This window comes from Polaromonas sp. P1_H6, assembly GCF_056405195.1.
On the sequence record NZ_JBFUCN010000016.1, the window covers coordinates 1 to 17,956 of the forward strand.

At 64.6% G+C, this 17,956-nt stretch carries 20 protein-coding genes; 12 read left to right on the forward strand and 8 right to left on the reverse strand.

Going from position 1 to position 17,956, the window contains the following annotated elements; translation table 11 throughout:
- The first annotated feature begins 365 nt into the window (after nucleotides 1-365).
- Genes AC1D1F_RS15520 through AC1D1F_RS15550 form a run of 7 tightly spaced genes read left to right on the forward strand, consistent with a single transcriptional unit; the run spans nucleotide 366 to nucleotide 6,020 of the window.
- The gene (locus AC1D1F_RS15520; protein ID WP_477651692.1) at nucleotides 366-1,016 is read left to right on the forward strand and encodes a peroxiredoxin; all 651 of its coding nucleotides are present in this window, start codon (nucleotides 366-368) and stop codon (nucleotides 1,014-1,016) included.
- A gap of 23 nt (nucleotides 1,017-1,039) precedes the next feature.
- Nucleotides 1,040-1,639: an RBBP9/YdeN family alpha/beta hydrolase gene (locus AC1D1F_RS15525; protein WP_477679294.1), complete on the forward strand. Its 600-nt coding sequence runs from the start codon at nucleotides 1,040-1,042 to the stop codon at nucleotides 1,637-1,639.
- The gene (locus AC1D1F_RS15530) at nucleotides 1,636-2,637 is read left to right on the forward strand and encodes a sulfate ABC transporter substrate-binding protein (protein ID WP_477696829.1); all 1,002 of its coding nucleotides are present in this window, start codon (nucleotides 1,636-1,638) and stop codon (nucleotides 2,635-2,637) included. The genes AC1D1F_RS15525 and AC1D1F_RS15530 overlap by 4 nt, the downstream gene beginning before the upstream one ends.
- A 9-nt stretch (nucleotides 2,638-2,646) precedes the next feature.
- On the forward strand, nucleotides 2,647-3,540 hold the full coding sequence (gene cysT / locus AC1D1F_RS15535; protein WP_477679114.1) for a sulfate ABC transporter permease subunit CysT: 894 nt from the start codon (nucleotides 2,647-2,649) through the stop codon (nucleotides 3,538-3,540).
- Nucleotides 3,537-4,439 (forward strand): sulfate ABC transporter permease subunit CysW, encoded by a 903-nt coding sequence (gene cysW, locus AC1D1F_RS15540; RefSeq protein WP_477696828.1) that lies wholly within the window; start codon nucleotides 3,537-3,539, stop codon nucleotides 4,437-4,439. The genes cysT and cysW overlap by 4 nt, the downstream gene beginning before the upstream one ends.
- A 31-nt stretch (nucleotides 4,440-4,470) precedes the next feature.
- Complete coding sequence (locus AC1D1F_RS15545; protein WP_477679357.1) at nucleotides 4,471-4,935, forward strand: hypothetical protein; 465 nt, start codon at nucleotides 4,471-4,473, stop codon at nucleotides 4,933-4,935.
- Nucleotides 4,932-6,020: a sulfate/molybdate ABC transporter ATP-binding protein gene (locus tag AC1D1F_RS15550; protein ID WP_477696827.1), complete on the forward strand. Its 1,089-nt coding sequence runs from the start codon at nucleotides 4,932-4,934 to the stop codon at nucleotides 6,018-6,020. Before AC1D1F_RS15545 ends, AC1D1F_RS15550 begins: the two co-directional genes overlap by 4 nt.
- A gap of 50 nt (nucleotides 6,021-6,070) precedes the next feature.
- On the opposite strand, the gene AC1D1F_RS15555 is transcribed toward AC1D1F_RS15550, so the two are convergent.
- Complete coding sequence (locus AC1D1F_RS15555) at nucleotides 6,071-6,958, reverse strand: LysR family transcriptional regulator (protein WP_477678914.1); 888 nt, start codon at nucleotides 6,956-6,958, stop codon at nucleotides 6,071-6,073.
- A gap of 94 nt (nucleotides 6,959-7,052) precedes the next feature.
- Between AC1D1F_RS15555 and AC1D1F_RS15560 the strand changes: the two genes are divergently transcribed.
- Nucleotides 7,053-8,087 carry an NAD-dependent epimerase/dehydratase family protein gene (locus tag AC1D1F_RS15560; RefSeq protein ID WP_477678915.1) on the forward strand — a complete coding sequence of 345 codons (1,035 nt, stop codon included), beginning with the start codon at nucleotides 7,053-7,055 and terminating at the stop codon, nucleotides 8,085-8,087.
- A 74-nt stretch (nucleotides 8,088-8,161) separates the two neighbouring features.
- Here the strand turns inward: AC1D1F_RS15560 and AC1D1F_RS15565 are convergent, their stop codons facing one another.
- Genes AC1D1F_RS15565 through AC1D1F_RS15575 form a run of 3 tightly spaced genes read right to left on the reverse strand, consistent with a single transcriptional unit; the run spans nucleotide 8,162 to nucleotide 9,273 of the window.
- The gene (locus AC1D1F_RS15565; RefSeq protein WP_436154801.1) at nucleotides 8,162-8,437 is read right to left on the reverse strand and encodes a DUF2277 domain-containing protein; all 276 of its coding nucleotides are present in this window, start codon (nucleotides 8,435-8,437) and stop codon (nucleotides 8,162-8,164) included.
- A gap of 26 nt (nucleotides 8,438-8,463) precedes the next feature.
- Complete coding sequence (locus AC1D1F_RS15570) at nucleotides 8,464-8,880, reverse strand: VOC family protein (RefSeq protein WP_477678917.1); 417 nt, start codon at nucleotides 8,878-8,880, stop codon at nucleotides 8,464-8,466.
- 39 nt (nucleotides 8,881-8,919) lie between these two features.
- Nucleotides 8,920-9,273, reverse strand: coding sequence for a VOC family protein (locus AC1D1F_RS15575; protein WP_477696826.1), 354 nt, complete (start codon nucleotides 9,271-9,273; stop codon nucleotides 8,920-8,922).
- 200 nt (nucleotides 9,274-9,473) lie between these two features.
- Between AC1D1F_RS15575 and AC1D1F_RS15580 the strand changes: the two genes are divergently transcribed.
- Nucleotides 9,474-9,980: a disulfide bond formation protein B gene (locus AC1D1F_RS15580; RefSeq protein ID WP_477679323.1), complete on the forward strand. Its 507-nt coding sequence runs from the start codon at nucleotides 9,474-9,476 to the stop codon at nucleotides 9,978-9,980.
- An 82-nt stretch (nucleotides 9,981-10,062) separates the two neighbouring features.
- On the opposite strand, the gene AC1D1F_RS15585 is transcribed toward AC1D1F_RS15580, so the two are convergent.
- The 3 genes from AC1D1F_RS15585 to AC1D1F_RS15595 form a co-directional block, all read right to left on the reverse strand.
- Complete coding sequence (locus AC1D1F_RS15585) at nucleotides 10,063-10,320, reverse strand: hypothetical protein (protein WP_477679324.1); 258 nt, start codon at nucleotides 10,318-10,320, stop codon at nucleotides 10,063-10,065.
- A 156-nt stretch (nucleotides 10,321-10,476) separates the two neighbouring features.
- On the reverse strand, nucleotides 10,477-11,226 hold the full coding sequence (locus tag AC1D1F_RS15590; protein ID WP_477696825.1) for an SDR family oxidoreductase: 750 nt from the start codon (nucleotides 11,224-11,226) through the stop codon (nucleotides 10,477-10,479).
- A 191-nt stretch (nucleotides 11,227-11,417) separates the two neighbouring features.
- Entirely contained in the window at nucleotides 11,418-11,711 is a 294-nt protein-coding gene (locus AC1D1F_RS15595) for a hypothetical protein (RefSeq protein WP_477696824.1), read from the reverse strand.
- Between the two features lie 106 nt (nucleotides 11,712-11,817).
- Between AC1D1F_RS15595 and imuA the strand changes: the two genes are divergently transcribed.
- From imuA to AC1D1F_RS15610, 3 genes are read left to right on the forward strand one after another with little or no spacing between them, the layout of a single operon-like run.
- Entirely contained in the window at nucleotides 11,818-12,642 is an 825-nt protein-coding gene (gene imuA, locus AC1D1F_RS15600; protein WP_477696823.1) for a translesion DNA synthesis-associated protein ImuA, read from the forward strand.
- The gene (locus AC1D1F_RS15605; protein WP_477696822.1) at nucleotides 12,602-14,053 is read left to right on the forward strand and encodes a Y-family DNA polymerase; all 1,452 of its coding nucleotides are present in this window, start codon (nucleotides 12,602-12,604) and stop codon (nucleotides 14,051-14,053) included. Before imuA ends, AC1D1F_RS15605 begins: the two co-directional genes overlap by 41 nt.
- A 10-nt stretch (nucleotides 14,054-14,063) precedes the next feature.
- Nucleotides 14,064-17,237, forward strand: coding sequence for an error-prone DNA polymerase (locus tag AC1D1F_RS15610; protein ID WP_477696821.1), 3,174 nt, complete (start codon nucleotides 14,064-14,066; stop codon nucleotides 17,235-17,237).
- 40 nt (nucleotides 17,238-17,277) lie between these two features.
- Here the strand turns inward: AC1D1F_RS15610 and AC1D1F_RS15615 are convergent, their stop codons facing one another.
- A complete protein-coding gene (locus AC1D1F_RS15615) occupies nucleotides 17,278-17,949 on the reverse strand; it encodes a phosphoribosyltransferase (protein ID WP_477679095.1) in 672 nt (223 codons plus the stop codon).
- Between the last annotated feature and the right edge of the window lie 7 nt (nucleotides 17,950-17,956).

Consider the following 17,956-nt stretch of genomic DNA (forward strand, 5'->3'; position numbering starts at 1 on the left):
CGATTGCGACGATTGCGAAGCGTGACTCTCCACCCCAGCACCCTAAACATACAAGCGAAGCGCAGCGTAGCGAGTTTAGCGAGACCCCGCCGTAGTCGAGCACCGCAGGTTGCCCGTAGCGAAGCGTAGGGACCCAGACTGCGGGTCGCCTTTTCTTTGGTGACTTTCTTTTGGCGAAGCAAAAGAAAGTTACTTGCTGCCGGGCAATCCCCGGCCGGCAACTCTCAGCAAAGTACCCCTGTCAGAACAAGACCAAATCTCCTCCGTTATGCACAAATCCAAATAAATTAAGAGCAATATATTCTTTTGAGTTTTAACGTCTGCTCCCCACAATGCTTTGATCAAGCAACCTCAAGGAGCAAACCATGGCCACCCTCAGACTCGGCGACATCGCCCCCGACTTCACCCAGGACTCCACCGCAGGCAAGATTTCCTTCCATGAATGGGCCGGCGACTCATGGGTTGTGCTGTTTTCGCATCCCGCTGATTTCACTCCCGTCTGCACCACCGAGCTCGGCAAGACCGCTGCGCTGAGCGGTGAATTCGCCAAGCGCAACGTCAAGCCCATCGCGGTCAGCGTCGATCCGCTGGAATCCCATGGCAAATGGGTCAACGACATCAACGAGACGCAGAACACCACGGTGAACTTCCCCATCCTGGCCGATGCCGACCGCAAGGTGGCCGGCCTCTACGACATGATTCACCCGAACGCCTTGAGCACCGGCCCCACGGCCACCGTGCGCAGCGTGTTCATCATCGACCCGAAGAAGGCCATCCGCACGACCTTCACCTATCCCGCCAGCACGGGCCGCAACTTTGACGAAATCCTGCGTGTCATCGACTCGCTGCAGCTGACCGATGGCTACAAGGTGGCGACGCCGGTGAACTGGAAGGACGGCGACGACGTGATCATCGTGCCCAGCCTGCAAGACCCGGCCGAACTGGCACAGCGTTTCCCCAAGGGTTTCAAGGCCGTGAAGCCTTACCTGCGCATCACGCCGCAGCCTAATAAGTAATCAAGCCGACGGATTCACGCGAAGTGCGCTTCATCATCGTTCCTGGCTGGCGCGACTCCGGTCCCGGCCACTGGCAAAGCCTGTGGGCCGAACGCCTGGGCAATGCGGTGCGCGTGCGGCAGGACGACTGGATCACGCCTTCGCGCAAGGCCTGGGTGGCGGCTATCGCCAACACCATCCAGTTGCAGAAGGAGCCGGTGGTCATCGTCGCGCACAGCCTGGGCTGCATCGCGACGGCGCATCTGCCGCCTGAAGCGGTCGACCGCATACAGGGCGCCTTGCTGGTGGCGCCGGCCGACCCGGAACGCCGCGCCGTCCTGAGCGACTTCGCGCCCGTGCCTTACCAGAAGCTGCCTTACCGCAGCGTGCTGGTGGCCAGCAGCAACGATCCCTTCTGTCCGGTTCGCCTGGCCGGCGCGTATGCCCGCGCCTGGGGCAGCGAGTTTGTGCGCCTGCAGGACGCGGGGCACATCAACGTTGAATCGGGCCACGGTGAATGGCCGCTAGGCATTGCCTTGCTGCAGTCGCTGGCCGGTGACGCCTCGCTTTCGGCGCCGCGGCTTGATTTTTCTTCCCCGCAAATATCTTCCTCTTCTTCTTTCGGATCCCTGGAAACGGCATGACTTCCCCAAAATTCAAAATCGCACTTGCGGCCCTGGCGCTGGCAACGAGCGGTATCTCCCTGGCGCAAACGCAAACGCTGCTCAACGGTTCTTATGACGTCGCGCGCGAGTTCTACAAAGACTACAACGCGGCCTTTATCGCCCACTACAAAAAGACCACCGGCAAGGACGTCAAGGTCGACCAGTCGCATGCGGGCTCCAGCGCGGTGGCGCGTTCGGTGGCCGACGGCCTGGACGCCGACGTGGTCACCATGAACACCTCGACCGACGTGGACTTCCTGGCCAATGCCGGTGTGGTCGCCAAGGACTGGACGAAGAAGTTCCCCGACAATGCCTCGCCCACCACCTCGACCATGCTGTTCCTGGTGCGCAACGGCAACCCCAAGGGCATCAAGGACTGGGACGACCTGATCAAGCCCGGCATCCAGGTGATCGTGGTCAATCCCAAGACCGGCGGCAACGGCCGCTACGCCTACCTGGCTGCCTGGGGTTACGCCAAGAAGAAGGGCGCAAGCGATGCGCAGGCCGCCGAGTTCGTCGGCAAGTTCTACAAAAACGTGCCGGTGCTGGGCAAGGGCGGGCGCGATGCGACCACCGTGTTCCTGCAGCGCAATATCGGTGACGTGCTGATCACCTTCGAGTCCGAGGTGCTGTCGGTGAACCGGGAGTTCGGCGAAGGCAAGGTGGACGCGATTTACCCGTCCATCAGCATCGTGGCGGAAAACCCGGTGGCGGTGGTCGAGCGCACCGTGGCCAAGAAAGGCACGGCCGAACTCGCCAAGGCCTACCTGAGCTACCTTTATTCGGAAGAAGGCCAGGAGATCGCCGCGCGCCACGCGCTGCGCCCGCGTTCGCAGGCCGTGCTGAAAAAATACGCCAGCACCTTCAAGCCGCTGCAGCTCTTCACGGTGCAGGAGGTGTTCGGCAGCCTCGGTGAAGCGCAAAAAGTGCACTTCAACGACGGCGGGCAGTTCGACAAGCTGTACACCGTCAAATAAGCCCGCGCCATGACCGCCTTGTCTTCTGTGGCGCCGCCTTCCGCGGTGGTGCCGGGTGTTGCTGCGGGCAGCAAAAGAGCCGCCAGGCGTGTGCTGCCCGGTTTCCGGCTGACGCTGGGCTACACGGTGCTGTACCTGAGCCTGATCGTGCTGATCCCGATCTCGGCGCTGTTCTTCAAGACCTTCACGCTGAGCTGGGAGCAGTTCATCACCGCCGTGACCTCGCCGCGCGTGCTGGCGTCTTACCGGCTCACCTTCGGAGCCTCGCTGATCGCGGCGCTGGTCAACCTCGTCTTCGGCTTGCTATTGGCCTGGGTGCTGGTGCGCTACAAGTTTCCGGGAAAAAAAATTGTCGATGCGCTGGTCGACCTGCCGTTCGCGCTGCCCACGGCCGTAGCCGGCATTTCGCTCACGGCCTTGCTGGCCGGCAATGGCTGGATAGGCCAGTACCTCGAGCCCATGGGCATCAAGCTGGCCTTCACGCCGGCCGGCGTGGTGATCGCGCTGATCTTCATCGGCCTGCCGTTTGTGGTGCGCACGGTGCAGCCGGTGCTCGAAGATGCCGAGAAAGAGCTTGAAGAAGCCGCGACCTCGCTGGGCGCCACGCGCCTGCAGATCTTCACCAAGGTCATCCTGCCGCACATCACGCCGGCCTTGCTGACCGGTTTTGCCATGGCGTTTGCGCGCGCGATCGGCGAATACGGCTCGGTCATCTTCATCGCCGGCAACATGCCCATGATCTCTGAAATCACGCCGCTCATCATCATCGGCAAGCTGGAGCAGTACGACTATGCCGGCGCCACCGCCGTGGCCGTGGTGATGCTGCTGGTGTCCTTTGTGCTGCTGCTGGTCATCAATGGGCTGCAGGCCTGGCAGCGCCGAAATGCAGGGGCACCCGCATGAGCGCCGCATCATCCCCCATCAACCGCCGCGTCCGCGCCGGCACCACCGAAGCGCCCTGGGTCCGCTACACGCTGATCACTGTGGCATTGCTGTTTGTCGTGCTGTTCCTGGTGCTGCCGCTGGCGGCCGTGTTCACCGAGGCCTTGCGCAAGGGTTTTGGCGCCTACCTTGCGGCGCTGCGCGAACCCGATGCCTGGTCGGCCATCAAGCTGACCTTGATTGCCGCCGTGATCGCCGTGCCGCTGAACCTGGTGTTTGGCGTGGCCGCGGCCTGGGCCATCGCCAAGTATGAGTTCCGCGGCAAGTCGGTCTTGACGACGCTGGTCGACCTGCCGTTTTCGGTCTCGCCCGTGGTGGCCGGCCTGATCTATGTGCTGATCTTCGGCGCGCAGGGCTGGTTCGGGCCCTGGCTGCTGGCGCACGACATCAAGATCATCTTCGCCGTGCCCGGCATTGTGCTGGCCACCGTGTTCGTGACCTTTCCTTTCATCGCGCGCGAACTGATCCCGCTGATGCAGGCGCAGGGCAACGACGAAGAGCAGGCCGCCATCGTGCTGGGCGCCACCGGCTGGCAAACCTTCTGGCACGTCACGCTGCCCAATATCAAGTGGGGCCTGATCTACGGCGTGATTTTGTGCAATGCGCGGGCCATGGGCGAGTTCGGCGCGGTATCGGTGGTCTCGGGCCACATCCGCGGGCAGACCAACACGCTGCCGCTGCACGTCGAGATCCTCTACAACGAATACCAGTCGGTGGCCGCCTTCGCCGTGGCCTCGCTGCTGGCCATCCTGGCGCTGGTCACGCTGGCCATCAAGTCGGTGGCCGAATGGCGCCATGAGGCCGAGATGAAAGCCGCGGTGGATCTTCCGCCTGAGCGCCCGCAGGCGCTTGCTACCTGATTGCTTTCAGTAAACCGCTACCAAAATTACCATGCGTATTCTAAAAATAGTACTAATTTGCATTGCCTTGGTGTCGGGGTTGGCCAGTGCGTTTCTTTGTTTCTGGTGGAGTCTTGTGATTTTCCCAAGTCTTTTCGTTCACTGGGGTTTGAGTAATCCAATCGACGAAGCGCTCGCCGCCTACTCCAACTCCAACTTCAAATTGCTTGCCCATATTTTTCGCACTTACTTTGCGGCAATAGCAGGTCTGCCTGGGTGGATAGCGCTATTTGCTCTTTGTTTCTATGCAAGTCGAGATAAGCACACCTTGCCAATATGGGTTCCGGTCGGCTGCCTCTTCGGTCTCGCTGCCGTTTTGGCCGGACCCTATTTCTGGGGGCTTGCCATACCACCTATCTCACTTGCGATTTCGCTCTTGTTGCTTATAAAGGTCAAGGCTAAAACTGCGTCCGGAATTGACATAGGTTCCCTGAAAACACGCTGGAAAACACCATGAGCATCGAAATCCGCAACGTCAGCAAACATTTTGGCGACTTCCAGGCGCTCGGCGACGTGAGCCTGGACATTGAATCGGGCGAACTGGTCGCCTTGCTGGGCCCCTCGGGCTGCGGCAAGACCACCTTGCTGCGCATCATCGCCGGCCTGGAGAACGCCGATCGTGGCAGCATCCTCTTCAGCGGCGAAGACACCACCGACGTCCACGTGCGCGAGCGCCAGGTCGGTTTTGTGTTCCAGCATTACGCGCTGTTCCGCCACATGACGGTGTTCGAGAACGTGGCCTTCGGCCTGCGCGTCAAGCCGCGCGGCCTCAGGCCCAGCGAGGCGCAGATCAAGGAAAAAGTGCATTCGCTGCTCAACCTGGTGCAGCTCGACTGGCTGGCCGACCGCTTCCCCTCGCAGCTCTCGGGCGGGCAGCGCCAGCGCATTGCCCTGGCGCGCGCGCTGGCGGTGGAGCCCAAGGTGCTGTTGCTCGACGAGCCCTTCGGCGCGCTCGACGCCAAGGTGCGCAAGGAGTTGCGCCGCTGGTTGCGCCGCCTGCACGACGACCTGCATGTCACCAGCATTTTTGTGACGCACGACCAGGAGGAAGCGCTGGAGGTAGCCGACCGCGTGGTGTTGATGAATGCCGGCAAGGTCGAGCAGATAGGCTCGCCGCAGGAAGTCTGGGACCATCCGGCCAGCCCCTTCGTCTACGGCTTCCTGGGCGACGTCAACCTGTTCCACGGCCGCGCCCATGAGGGTGAGGTGCAGCTCGAAGGCCTGCGCCTCAATTCCCCCGAGCATGCCGGCACGCAGGACGCCAAGGCTTTTGCCTATGTGCGCCCGCACGACCTGGAGGTGCAGCGTTATGCGCCCGGCGCCGAAGGCATCGTCACCCACCTGGAACGCGCCATCGTCATCGGCCCCATCGCGCGGCTGGAACTGGTCCCCGCCGAAGGCTACGAACAAAAGGGCAATGTCCCGGGCGACGCCATCATCGAAGCCCAGATGCCCTCGCAACAGTTCAAGGACATGGGCTTGCGCGAAGGCGACATGCTGGTGGTGACGCCGCGCAAGGCGAGGGTGTTTGTGGAGGGGTAATTGCGGCTGCGTGCAGGCAACTGCTTATGCAGATAGAACCTTGCGCGACTTCAACCAATATGCTGCTGCAAACCTTCGACCAATGCGTCGAAGGTGACACGGCAACGCGGGCTGTGGCGCAGGTCTTCGTGCATGGTCAGCCAGGTTTCGAGCTTGAAGGACAACTCGCCAGGCAGAACCCGCACCAGGGCGGGGTCACGCGCCGCCAGCGCTGACTGGCACACGCCAATGCCGGCGCCGGCACGTATCAGTGCCAGTTGCGCGAGGTCGCTGTCGGTGCGCGTGGAAAACGCCGCCCGCTTCCATGCGGGAAACGCTTTGCGCGCCGAACGCAGGAAGGGTGTCTCTTCGTCAAAACCAATCAGCGCATGCTGCGCCAGGTCCGTTGATGACTGCGGCGTGCCGCGCGCGTCCAGGTAATCGCGGCGTGCGTAGAGACCCAGTTCCACTTCGCCCACGCTGCGAGCGATCAACAGGTCCTGCTTGGGCTGTGTCATTCGCACGGCAATGTCGGCTTCGCGCTGCAGCAGGTCCTGCACGCGGTTGGTCAGCACCAGTTCGATGGTCAGGCCCGGGTGCTTGCGCTGCAGTTGCGCGAGGATGGGCGGCAGCACTTCAACACCGATGACTTCACTCGCTGTGACCCGCACCGTGCCGCGCACACCGTCACCCTGGCTCTCGGCGGCGCGGCGTAGGGCGGCTGCGGCGCTGGCCATTTCTTCAGCGAAGGACTGCAGTCCCCGCGCGGCTTCGGTCGGCGAAAAACCGGTTTGTGAGCGCGTGAACAGCGCCAGGCCGAGCGACTTTTCGAGTGAGGCGACATGGCGTCCGACCGTAGGCTGTGCCACCCCCAAAGACCGTGCCGCACCTGAGAGCGAACCCTCGCGCAGCACCCCTAAAAACGAACGGTAAAGCTCCCAGCCAGCATCTTCTTCCATGCAAAAATGTATAGCCGATGCCCTACTTTAGTCAATTCCATTTTGATGCCCCGGGGCCCAGAATTTCCCCATAGCAACTTTTTTGGGGAATGGCATGAGCAGCAAACAAGACAAATCAAGCACCGCACTGGTGCTGGGCGCAACCGGTGGCATCGGCGGTGAAGTTGCACGGCAACTGGAGGCGGCAGGCTGGCAGGTTCGCGCGCTTCGCCGTGGCGAGCCGCGGCCGGGCGAGCAACGCGGCGGCATCACCTGGCTGCGTGGCGATGCGATGAATCCCGGTGATGTCATGGCTGCAGCACAAGGCTGCGGCGTGATAGTCCACGCAGTCAATCCGCCCGGCTACCGTCGCTGGGGTGAGCTGGTACTGCCCATGCTGGACAACACGATTGCGGCCGCCCGGGCGCAGGGCGCGACCGTCGTGCTGCCTGGCACGGTCTACAACTACGGGCCAGACGCATTTCCCAGCCTCCGGGAGAATTCACCGCAACACCCGCAAACTGCCAAAGGTGCGATTCGCGTGCAGCTCGAGCAGCGGCTCAAGGACGCGACCAACGACAGCGGCCAAGGCTGCTGCCGGGTGATCATCGTGCGCGCGGGGGATTTTTTCGGGCCGGGTGCCGGTAACAGCTGGTTCTCGCAAGGCCTGGTTCGGCCGGGCGCACCGGTGCGCAGTGTGAAGCTCCCCGGCAAGCCTGGCGTCGGTCACCAATGGGCCTATTTGCCGGATGTGGCGCGTACCATGGTCGCCTTGCTGGCACGGCGTGACGTTCTGCCTGCATTTGCAACGTTCCATATGAACGGCCAGTGGGACGCCGACGGCCGCCAGCTGGCTGAGGCGATCTGCCGTGTCGTCGCACGGCGCGGTGGCCCTCGGCCGTCCATCAAATCCTTTCCCTGGTGGGCGGTGTCGCTGGCCGCGCCCTTTGTTGAGACCCTGCGCGAGCTGCGCCGGATGCGCTACCTCTGGAACACGCCGGTACGCATGGACAATGCCTCCCTGGTGGCGGCGCTCGGTGCGGAGCCGCACACGCCGCTAGATATTGCCGTGGAGGAAACACTGCAAGGGCTGGGTTGCCTGGCTGCGAATGGCGGGGATTCCAACCAGGGTAGTGCGCGCCGTGGCTGATGCAAGCCAAGCTCAGCCTTTTGATGTCGTCAAACGCTTTCGGTTGGGCGAGGTCGACTTGGGGGGCGCTCCGGCTACTGGCTCGTGCCAAACCTTAGTGCCGACCTGGCCCGCGCCCGTTCGGCTTCCACTTCCCGGTTGCGCGGCTCGGCGTTAGTTACCAATGTCCGGATCAGGACCCGCGCCGAGGCCGCCACCTCTTCCACAGCGCGATCGAACGCGGCCTCGTTGGCCTTGGACGGGACGTTGAAGCCGCTGAGCTTGCGGACAAACTGCAGCGAAGCGTCACGGATTTCCAGCTCCGTGGCCGGCGGTTCGAAGTTGAACAGGGTCTTGATGTTGCGGCACATGGCGGGTTCGTTTCCTATTGCTGTTCCTATGGCTGTTCGGCCGGCTTGATCACCACGGATTCAGCCGACGCCACAAAAGGCCCATGGTAAACCGCCTCGATGTTGTTGCCGTCCGGATCCAGCACAAAGGCCGCATAGTAGCCGGGGTGGTATTTGCGTTCGCCCGGCGCGCCGTTGTCGGTGCCGCCGGCGGCAAGGGCCGCTTCGTAAAAGGCTTTGACCTCCGCATGGTCCTTGGCCCGGAAGGCCAGGTGAACATGCGAGGTCGAGCCGTCGGCCTGGTCTATCCACAGCTCGTCGGCCGAGAAATGGTCATCGGCTTCCTGGATCGCGCTTTCCTTGTTCAGTGACTTGAGTACGGCGCGGTAAAAGCGTTTGCTGGCCGCCAGGTCGTGGGCGCGCAGGTGGACATGGTCTATGAGTCGTCCGCGGTGTATTTCCATCATGGGTCCTTCTGGTTTGGCTTGGCTTGGCGGCTGCGTTCAGCGGATCACGCCGGGCATCAGGGCTTCGGCGATCGCGATGTGGTTGCCGTCGGGGTCGGTGATCATCACCGCCCGGACCTTGTCGCTGGAGCTTTTCTGGCTGGTGTCTATGCCCAGCTTTTCCAGGTGTTCGATTTCCGGCTCAAGGTCGTTGACGGCCAGGGTCAGCGAGCCTTCGCCGGCGCGCTCGGGCAGTTCATAGACCTGCAGGCCGCCGCCGCGCTGGAACTGCCATTCGCCGACCTCGGGCATGGGGCGGCTGGCTTTGGCGTCCAGCAGTTTTTCGTACCAGGGCAGGGACGTGGCCAGGTTGCGGACGGCGACGCTGGCAAGGGCGTTTTGCACCATCATGATGGGTCTCCGGGAGTTTGCGGTCCTGAAAATCTACGCCCGCCGGGGCGCCCCTGCTGTAGGACAAGTGCTGGCAAATGATGCTGAAGAGGCGGCGAAGAATTTGCCCCGCATGGATACCGCAAGGGAACTTATCGCCCACCGAACGCCCGAACCCCTGGACCATTCATAATCCACCCAGAAAAAAGAGGGATCCCCTGATGTTTTTGACCTATTTCGACGCCATGCCGCGCCGCCTGCTGGCGCTGGTCGCCGCGGCCTGTGTGGCCATGCTGGCTTTTGGCCTTTACCTGCAGCACGTCGTCGGGCTGGAGCCTTGCCCCATGTGCATCGTGCAGCGTTACGCCCTGGTGCTGGTGGCTGTGGTGGCGGCCGTGACCGCCATCGCTAAAAGCCGCGGCTTTCTGATGGCTGGTTCGGGCCTGATGGTACTGCTGGCCGGTTTCGGCGCATTTGTCGCGGCGCGCCAGAGCTTTCTGCAGTGGTACCCGCCGGAGATCGCCTCTTGCGGCCGCGATTTTTACGGAATGATCGAGACCTTCCCGCTCAAGCGCGCCATTCCCATGATCTTCAAGGGCAGCGGCGACTGCACCAAGATCGACTGGACCTTTCTGGGCGGCTCGATTGCCAACTGGTCCTTTGTCTGCTTTGTGGTGATTGCGCTGGTGGGTCTGCTGCTGGTGGTCCGCCAGGCCCGCAAGCGCTAAGTCCTGCCGCACGTGCCCAGGCCGGGCTTGCGGAAACCCCGAGATTCAGCCAGGGCTTCCCACAAGCCGGGACGTCCCTTGTTCAGACCTCCACGACGCGGATGTTGTCCAGGTTCACGGTCACGTTCAAGGTGTTGTTGCCATCGCGCACCTCGAGCGTCATGGAGAGTTGTAGCGGTTGAGTGGTCTTGATGACCGTCAGGAGCTGGTAGCCTGGAGGGACCGCCAGGAACTGGCCAAACGGAGCGCCGTTGTGGCCCCAGCGCTGCGCCCCCACGGTGACTGCCACCACATTTTCCTGCTCTGTTCCGCCCACGATATTGACACTGATATTGGCCATGATTGCTCCTTCGGTTGTTGGCAAAAAAAGGCCCTCAAGTTGCCAAGAGGGTGACGCCAATTTAGGGCCGCGGGACCGGTAAAGCCATTACAGGGCATTACGTACGCGGTTCCCGGCGTGCGCTACACACCTTCAGGATTCACCGAGATGGGGGAGTCAGGCGATGGTCAGCCCGCCGTCCAGGATGAACTCGCTGCCGACGGCATAGGTCGATTCATCGGAGGCCAGGAACACCACGGCCTTGGCGATCTCCACCGGTGAGCCGAAGCGGTGCAGCGGGATCACGGCCGTCAAGCCGTCCTTCATCTGCTGCAGCGCGTCGGCCGGCAGGCCCAGCTTGCCGTAGATGGGAGTCGTCACGGTGCCCGGGCTGACGGTGTTGAGCCGTATGCCCCGGGCGACCAGTTCGCCGGACAGTGTTTTGGCCAGCGAGACCAAACCGGCCTTGGTCGCCGAGTAGACGCTGGAGGCCGGCATGCCCAGGTGCGCATTCACCGAGCCGTTGAAGATGACGGAGGCCGGGTTCGCAAAAGTGCCCAGCAAGGCCTGCAGCAAAAAGAAGGGCCCTTTGAAGTTGACGGCCATGGAGCGGTCAAACGCCGCCTCGTCCCAGGCTTCAAGCGGCATGAAAACGCCGATGCCCGCGTTGATGAAGGCCACATCGAGCTGCCCGAACGCGTCGCGCACCTGCCGGGCCAGTTTGACCTGCGCCTGAAGATCGCCCGCATCGGTTTTGGAGAAGAGGGCGTCACCGCCGAGCTGCCGGCGTGCCTCGGCCAATGATTCGTCGCTGGAGCCGGTCACCATGACGCGGGCGCCTTCGGCCAGAAACTGCCTGGCCGTTTCAAGGCCTATGCCCGAGGTTCCGCCTGTCACCAGCGCGCGCTTGTTGTGCAGCCTGTTCATCAAAATCTTCCTGGAATGTGAGGTAGCAAGTACCGGTATTCCAAGCGTAGGTCTGGCGGGTGTTCGGCGCTCGCCGGTTCCGGACATGCGTTTGTGGCCCGCTGGCTACCTCAGATCTTCAGCAGCAAAAAATCGAACATATCCGGGTGTGCTGGCGTCAGCCAGACGGTCACGTCCAGCAGTCGGGGCAGTCATCGGATAAAACCGATAAGCCGGAGTCTTTCGATGTCTTCCTGCGACGCCTGGTCTTCCATCTGCGCGTTACTTTGAGCGGGGAGTGGCTTCGCGGCTTCCTCTTGTGGGTTCTGAAGCCGCTTCAACACCGGCAAGGCGGGGGCGGCTTGCGCAAGCTCAGGCATAGCGGGCATTTGCATGGCCTGCAAAATCAATTCGTTCAACAGAGATTTCAGGGTTTGACCGTTTTGTGCCGCGCGGGTTTTAAGCTTCCGCAGCAAAGAATCAGGTAAATCAAGCGTGGTTCGCATCATTGCCTTTTCGCATTGAAGTGTTTTCTGGATGACTGGAATCCGGGCAAGGAAGACAATATACTGTATATAAATACAGTATTTATTTGAATTTTAAGCACCTCCCATGCTTTCGCCAACCCCCGCAGCCCGCGCCTTGCCGGACTTCGCCAACGCCCATGTATGGCGCGCCGGCGAACTCGGCGGCGCGAGCGTGCAAACCGTCGCCACGGGGTATCCGGCACTCGATGCCGTGCTGCCCGGCGGCGGCTGGCCGCAGGGGGCCTTGATCGAACTGCTGCAGCCCCAGGCCGGCGTGCATGAATGGGGCCTGGTGGCGCCGGCCCTGGCGGCCTTGCAGTCCCGGGCCCGCGAACTGGCGGTGCTGGTGGGCGCGCCCTGGCTGCCTTTCGGCCCGGCGCTCGGCGCGCGCGCCCTGGACATGCGGCGCCTGCTGAGCCTCCAGGGCAAGCCCGGAGATGCGCCTTCGTTGCTGTGGGCCACGCGCGAAGCCCTGCAATGCGCCGACGTCCATTGCGTGCTGGCCTGGCTGCCTGATGCGCGCAGCGCGCACTTGCGGCGCCTGCAGATCGCGGCGCATGCGCACCACAAGCTGTTGTTTGTCTTCCGGCTCCTGCGGGCGCAGCACGAATCCTCGCCCGCACCGCTGCGTTTGCGGGTAGAGGGTGTGGCCGGCGAGGCGGGCACGCTGCGGGTCGATGTGTTCAAGCGGCGCGGCCCGCCGCTGGCCGCGCCGCTGCTGCTCGACACCCGGCCGGCCCGGCTTGCCGCGCTGCTGGCGGCCAGCCGCGAAAGGGCGCGGCGCCAGCGCGAGGAAGCCGGTGTTCCGGCGCCCCAGCTGCTGCCTTCGCTGGTGTCGCTTCCCCTCAGTTCACCCCGGAGTCCCATCCATGCGCTGCTGGATCGCATTGCACATCTCGACCACCACTGAGCCGGGCGCCGCAGACAGGCCGGTGCTGGATGCCGCCGCTGTGCAGCGGGCGGCGGCCAGCCTGGCGCTGGACCTGACGCCGCGCGTGGCGCTGGTCGACGAGGCGGTGCTGATGGACGTGACGGGCAGCCTGCGCCTCTTCGGCGGGCTGGCGCGGTTGATGCAACTGCTGGCGCAGCGCCTGGCTGCTTTTTTTGACGAGAACGGTTTGCAAGCCGAAGTCGCAAGAGCGCAGGGCGCGACCTCGCTGATCGCATTGGGCCGCTTGCGGCAGCAGAAGGAGCACGAACAAGGCCGCGCCGCCGCCGTGAAAAAGCGCGTGGCCGACTTGCCCATGCACACGCTGACGGCCGCCCGCCCGCACCTGGGCGTGCTCGAGCGCATAGGCTGCCGCACCTGGGACGACCTGCTGCGCCTGCCGCGCGACGGCGTGGCCCGGCGCTTCGGCGCGGAACTGCTGCAGGCGCTGGACCGCGCCCGCGGCAGTGCGCCCGACGACTATGAATGGCTGGTACTGCCCGAGCACTTCGAGGAAAAACTCGAACTCAATGCGCTGGTCACCCACGCCCCCGCGCTGATGGCCGGCGTGGAGCGGCTGCTGGTGCAGCTGCATGCCTGGCTGCTGGGCCGCCAAAGCGGGCTCTGCGCCCTCAAAATCACCTGGCACCTGGACAAGCGCCGCGACGTGCCGCCCACCGGCGAGCTGGAAATCCGCACGGCCCAGCCCGCGCAAGACCTGCGCCATGTGGCGCGCCTTATCTCCGAACACCTGGCCCAGCAAAAATTGCCGGCGCCGGTGCACAGCCTGAGCTTGCAATCGCTGGCCACCGAATTGCTGGCTGACTCGGCCGCCGCCACCGGCAGCCTGCTGATGGAGGCGCGCAAGCAGGGCGACAGCGCGGTGGAACTGGTTGAACGCCTGAGCGCCCGCCTGGGCGATGCACGGGTGCAGGCCTGGCAGCCTTGCGCGGACCACCGGCCCGAACTGATGCAGCGCTGGGTGCCGGCCCGGGGCGTGATGGCATCGATCAGCGCACAGCTGAATCCTGCGCGGCCCGGCCGCAAGCGCTCCAAGGCGAGCCCGCCCCCGGACACCAAAACCGAAGCCCTGTACCCGGCCTGGCTGCTGCCCGAGCCGATCAAGCTGGCCACCGCCGGCAACAACCCGGTCTACCAGGGCCGGCTGCGCCGCCTGGCCGGGCCGCAGCGGCTGGAAGCCGCCGAATGGCTGCTGGCCGACAGCGAGGCCGCGCGTGGCGCCGGCCTCAGCGAAAAGCCGTGGGCCTTGCGCGACTACTTCATCTACCGCAGCGAGCAGGGCGGCCTGCTCTGGGTTTACAGCGAGCGCCTGGGCGCCACGCCCGAAGCCGCGCGGCAGCGCGCCTGGTACCTGCACGGTTTTTTTGCCTGAGGCCGCACGCATGTCCGTCCACGCACTGCCCGATTACGCCGAGCTGCATGCGCTGAGCAATTTCAGCTTCCAGCGCGGCGCCTCGCATGCCGAGGAATTGGCCGAGCGGGCCTCCGAACTGGGCTACCAGGCGCTGGCCGTCACCGACGAATGTTCGGTCGCCGGTGTCGTGAAGGCGCATGAGGCGGCCCGGGCGCACGGGCTCAAGCTGCTGCCGGGGGCGGAATTCCTGGTGCAGGCGGCCTATGCCTTCAGGCTGGTGGTGCTGCCCCGCAACGCGGCGGGCTGGGGCAACCTCTGCGAGTTCATCACCGAGGCGCGCCGCGCCGGCGACGAGATCGAGAAAGGCAGTTACCGTGTCGCACTCGGCGAAACCGATTTTTCGCGCCTGGGCGATTGTGAAATCCTGCTGTCGCCTTTGCCCGATGCCATCGAGGTGGAGGCGCTTGGCGCGCACGCGACCTGGGCTGTAGGACTGTTCGGCCAGGGCGCCTGGCTGGCCGTGGAACTGCAGCAGGGCCTGGATGACGCGCTGCGCCTCGAGCAACTGCAGCAGGTGGCGGCGCGCACCGGCATCCGCCTGGTGGCGGCCGGTAACGTGCTGATGCACAAGCGCTCGCGCAAACCGCTGCACGACGTGATGACGGCCATCAAGCTGGGCCGGCCGGTGCATGAGTGCGGCTTTGCGCTGCAGGCCAATGCCGAGGCGCATCTGCGCCCGCGCATGCGGCTGGCCGGCATTTACCCGGCCGCGCTGCTGCGCGCCACGCTGGAGGTGGCGGCGCGCTGCCGGTTCAACCTTGACGAAATTCGCGACCTGTACCGCTACCCCCGGGACGATATGGTGCCGCCGGCCGAGACGCCGGCGCGCTGGCTCAGGCGGCTGACCTGGCAAGGGGCCCACACACGCTATCCGCGCGGCATCCCCCATAAGATCCGCAGGCAGCTGGGCTTCGAACTGGCGCTGATCGAAGAGCTGGAATACGAGATGTTCTTCATCACCGTGCACGACATCGTGCGCTTCGCGAACGAGAAAAAAATCCTGTGCCAGGGCCGTGGCTCGGCGGCCAATTCGGCGGTGTGCTTCTGCCTGGGCGTCACGGCCATCAACCCGGCGGAAAGCAAGCTGCTGTTCGAGCGTTTCATCAGCCGCGAACGCCGCGAACCGCCCGACATCGACGTGGACTTCGAGCACGAGCGGCGCGAAGAGGTCATCCAGTACATCTACGGCAAATACGGCCACGACCGCGCCGCCATCGCCGCCACCATCATCAGCTACCGCCCGCGCAGCGCGATCCGCGACGTCGGCAAGGCGCTGGCGATGGAGCCCGAGCTGATAGACCAGTTCGCCAAAGAGCATTTCTGGTTCGACGGCAGCGAAGTGCTGGAAGAAAAAATCCGCCAGGCCGGCCTGGCGGGCAGGGAAGGGCCGGTGCTGCAGTGGCTGGACCTGTCGGCGCAGCTGATCGGCTTTCCGCGCCACCTGAGCCAGCATGTGGGCGGTTTTGTGCTCACGCAGGGCAAGCTCACGCGGCTGGTGCCGGTGCAGCCGGCCTCCATGGTGGACCGCCGCATCATCCAGTGGGACAAGGACGACCTCGAGGCCATGGGCCTGCTCAAGGTCGATGTGCTGGCGCTGGGCATGCTGTCGGCCATACGGCGCTGCCTGGCGCTGGTGAACCAGGCGCGCGGCAGCCAGCTGGAGATGCACCAGGTCAAGCCGGACGAGAAAACCTACGACATGATCTGCGAGGCCGACACGGTGGGCGTGTTCCAGATCGAGAGCCGCGCGCAGATGTCCATGCTGCCGCGGTTGCAGCCGCGCAGCTACTACGACCTGGTGGTCGAGGTCGCCATCGTGCGCCCCGGTCCCATCCAGGGCGGCATGGTCCATCCCTACCTGAAGAATCGCGAAGCCCTCAGGCGGGGTGAAAAAATCGTTCCCGAATACCCGGCGCTCAACCCCGCCCTGGAGCGCACGCTGGGCATCCCGATTTTCCAGGAGCAGGTCATGCAGATCGCGATGATCGCGGCCGACTTCACGCCGGGCGAGGCCGACGACCTGCGCCGCTCCATGGCGGCCTGGAAGCGCAAGGGCGGGGTGGAGCGCTTTCACGGCCGGCTGGTGCAGGCCATGGTCAAGAACGGCTACAGCGCTGAATTCGCCGAACGCATCTTCAGCCAGATCCTCGGCTTCGGCGACTACGGTTTTCCCGAAAGCCACGCCGCCAGCTTCGCCAAACTGGTCTATGTGAGCTGCTGGTTCAAATGCCACGAGCCGGCCTGTTTCCTGGCCGCCATGGTCAATTCGCAGCCCATGGGCTTTTACACACCGTCCCAGTTGGTACAGGATGCCATTCGCCATAAAGTGGAAGTGCGCCCCGTCGACGTGATGCACAGCCACTGGGACTGCACGCTGGAGCCGGGCGGTGTGTTGCCCCAGGGTGTCCAGCCGGCGGTACGCCTGGGCCTGCGCCTGGTGTCCGGCCTGCGCGAAGACGCCGTGACCCGCCTGGTGGCGGCGCGGGCGCAAGCGCCTTTCAGCTCGACCGAAGACCTGGTGTCGCGCGCCGGGCTGGGTACGCTCGAAATCAACGCGCTGGCCGCCGCCGATGCCTTGCTGCCCCTGTCGGGCCACAGGCGCCAGCAGGTGTGGGATGCCTCGGCCATCAAGCCGGCGCCGCGCCTGCTCAGGTCCGTGCCCACGCATGAAACGCCGCTGGCGCTGCCCGACACGCCCGAAGGCGAAAACATTTTGTTCGACTACCAGGCCACCGGCCTCACGCTGCGGCGCCACCCGGTCGCGCTGCTGCGCGAGAGGCTGGCGCGCAAGGGCCTGCTGAGCGCCAGCGAACTCAATGCCCTGCCCGACGGCGAAGAGGTGGCCGGCTGCGGCATCGTCACCGTGCGCCAGCAGCCGCAAACCGCCAAGGGCACCATCTTCGTCACGCTGGAAGACGAAACCGGCCCGGTCAACGTCATCGTCTGGAAGTCCCTACGCGAGGCGCAGCGCGCCGAGCTGCTGCATTCGCGCCTGCTGGCGGTGTACGGCGTGTGGCAGCGCAGCGAGGAAAGCGGCACCGCCAAAGGTTATGGCGCGGTGCGCAACCTGGTGGCGCACCGGCTGGAAGACCTCACGCCGCTGCTGGGGCGGCTGGGCACGTTCAGCCGCGACTTTCATTGAGGCGCGGCCCGGGACCGCAGGCCTTTGCGGACCGGCTTGCTCAGGAGGCGGTGTGCGACGCGTGCTCCCGGCGCGCATCGTCCAGCAACTTGCGCACTTCCTCATCCGTGGCCTGGGGGAAGTGCCGGTACCACTGGCTCACGGCGCCGAAATCTTCGGGGCGGGCCGGGCAGACGACGTCCGTGGCCTGCTCCTCCAGGCTGCGGCATCCCTGCACGGAGCCGACCGGCACGGCCGCCACTAGGGCGTGCGGGTGCTGCTGCCGGATCGCCAGCACGGCCGCCTGCATGGTGGCGCCGGTGGCCAGCCCGTCGTCCACCACGATGACGGTACGGCCCATGATGGAGATAGCGGGCCGCTGCCGGCGGTACAGCTGCTCACGCCGCATCAGTTCCGCTTCTTCCCGAGCCAGCACGGCGGCCATGGCTTGCGGCTGCGGCGCCGCGCCCGGCAGCGGGTTCATCACCCGCACGCCGCCGCTGGCGATGGCCCCGATAGCGTATTCCTCATGTCCCGGATAACCGAGTTTGCGCACCACAAAGATGTCCAGCGGTGCCCCGAGTTCCCGGGCCACCTCGCGCCCCACGGCCACGCCGCCGCGCGGCAGGGCCAGCACCAGCAGGTCGGGGCGCCCACGGTAAGAAGCCAAGGCGCCGGCCAGCAGATGCCCGGCATGGACGCGGTCACGGTAGGGCAGCGGGAGGTCCGTCATACGGATG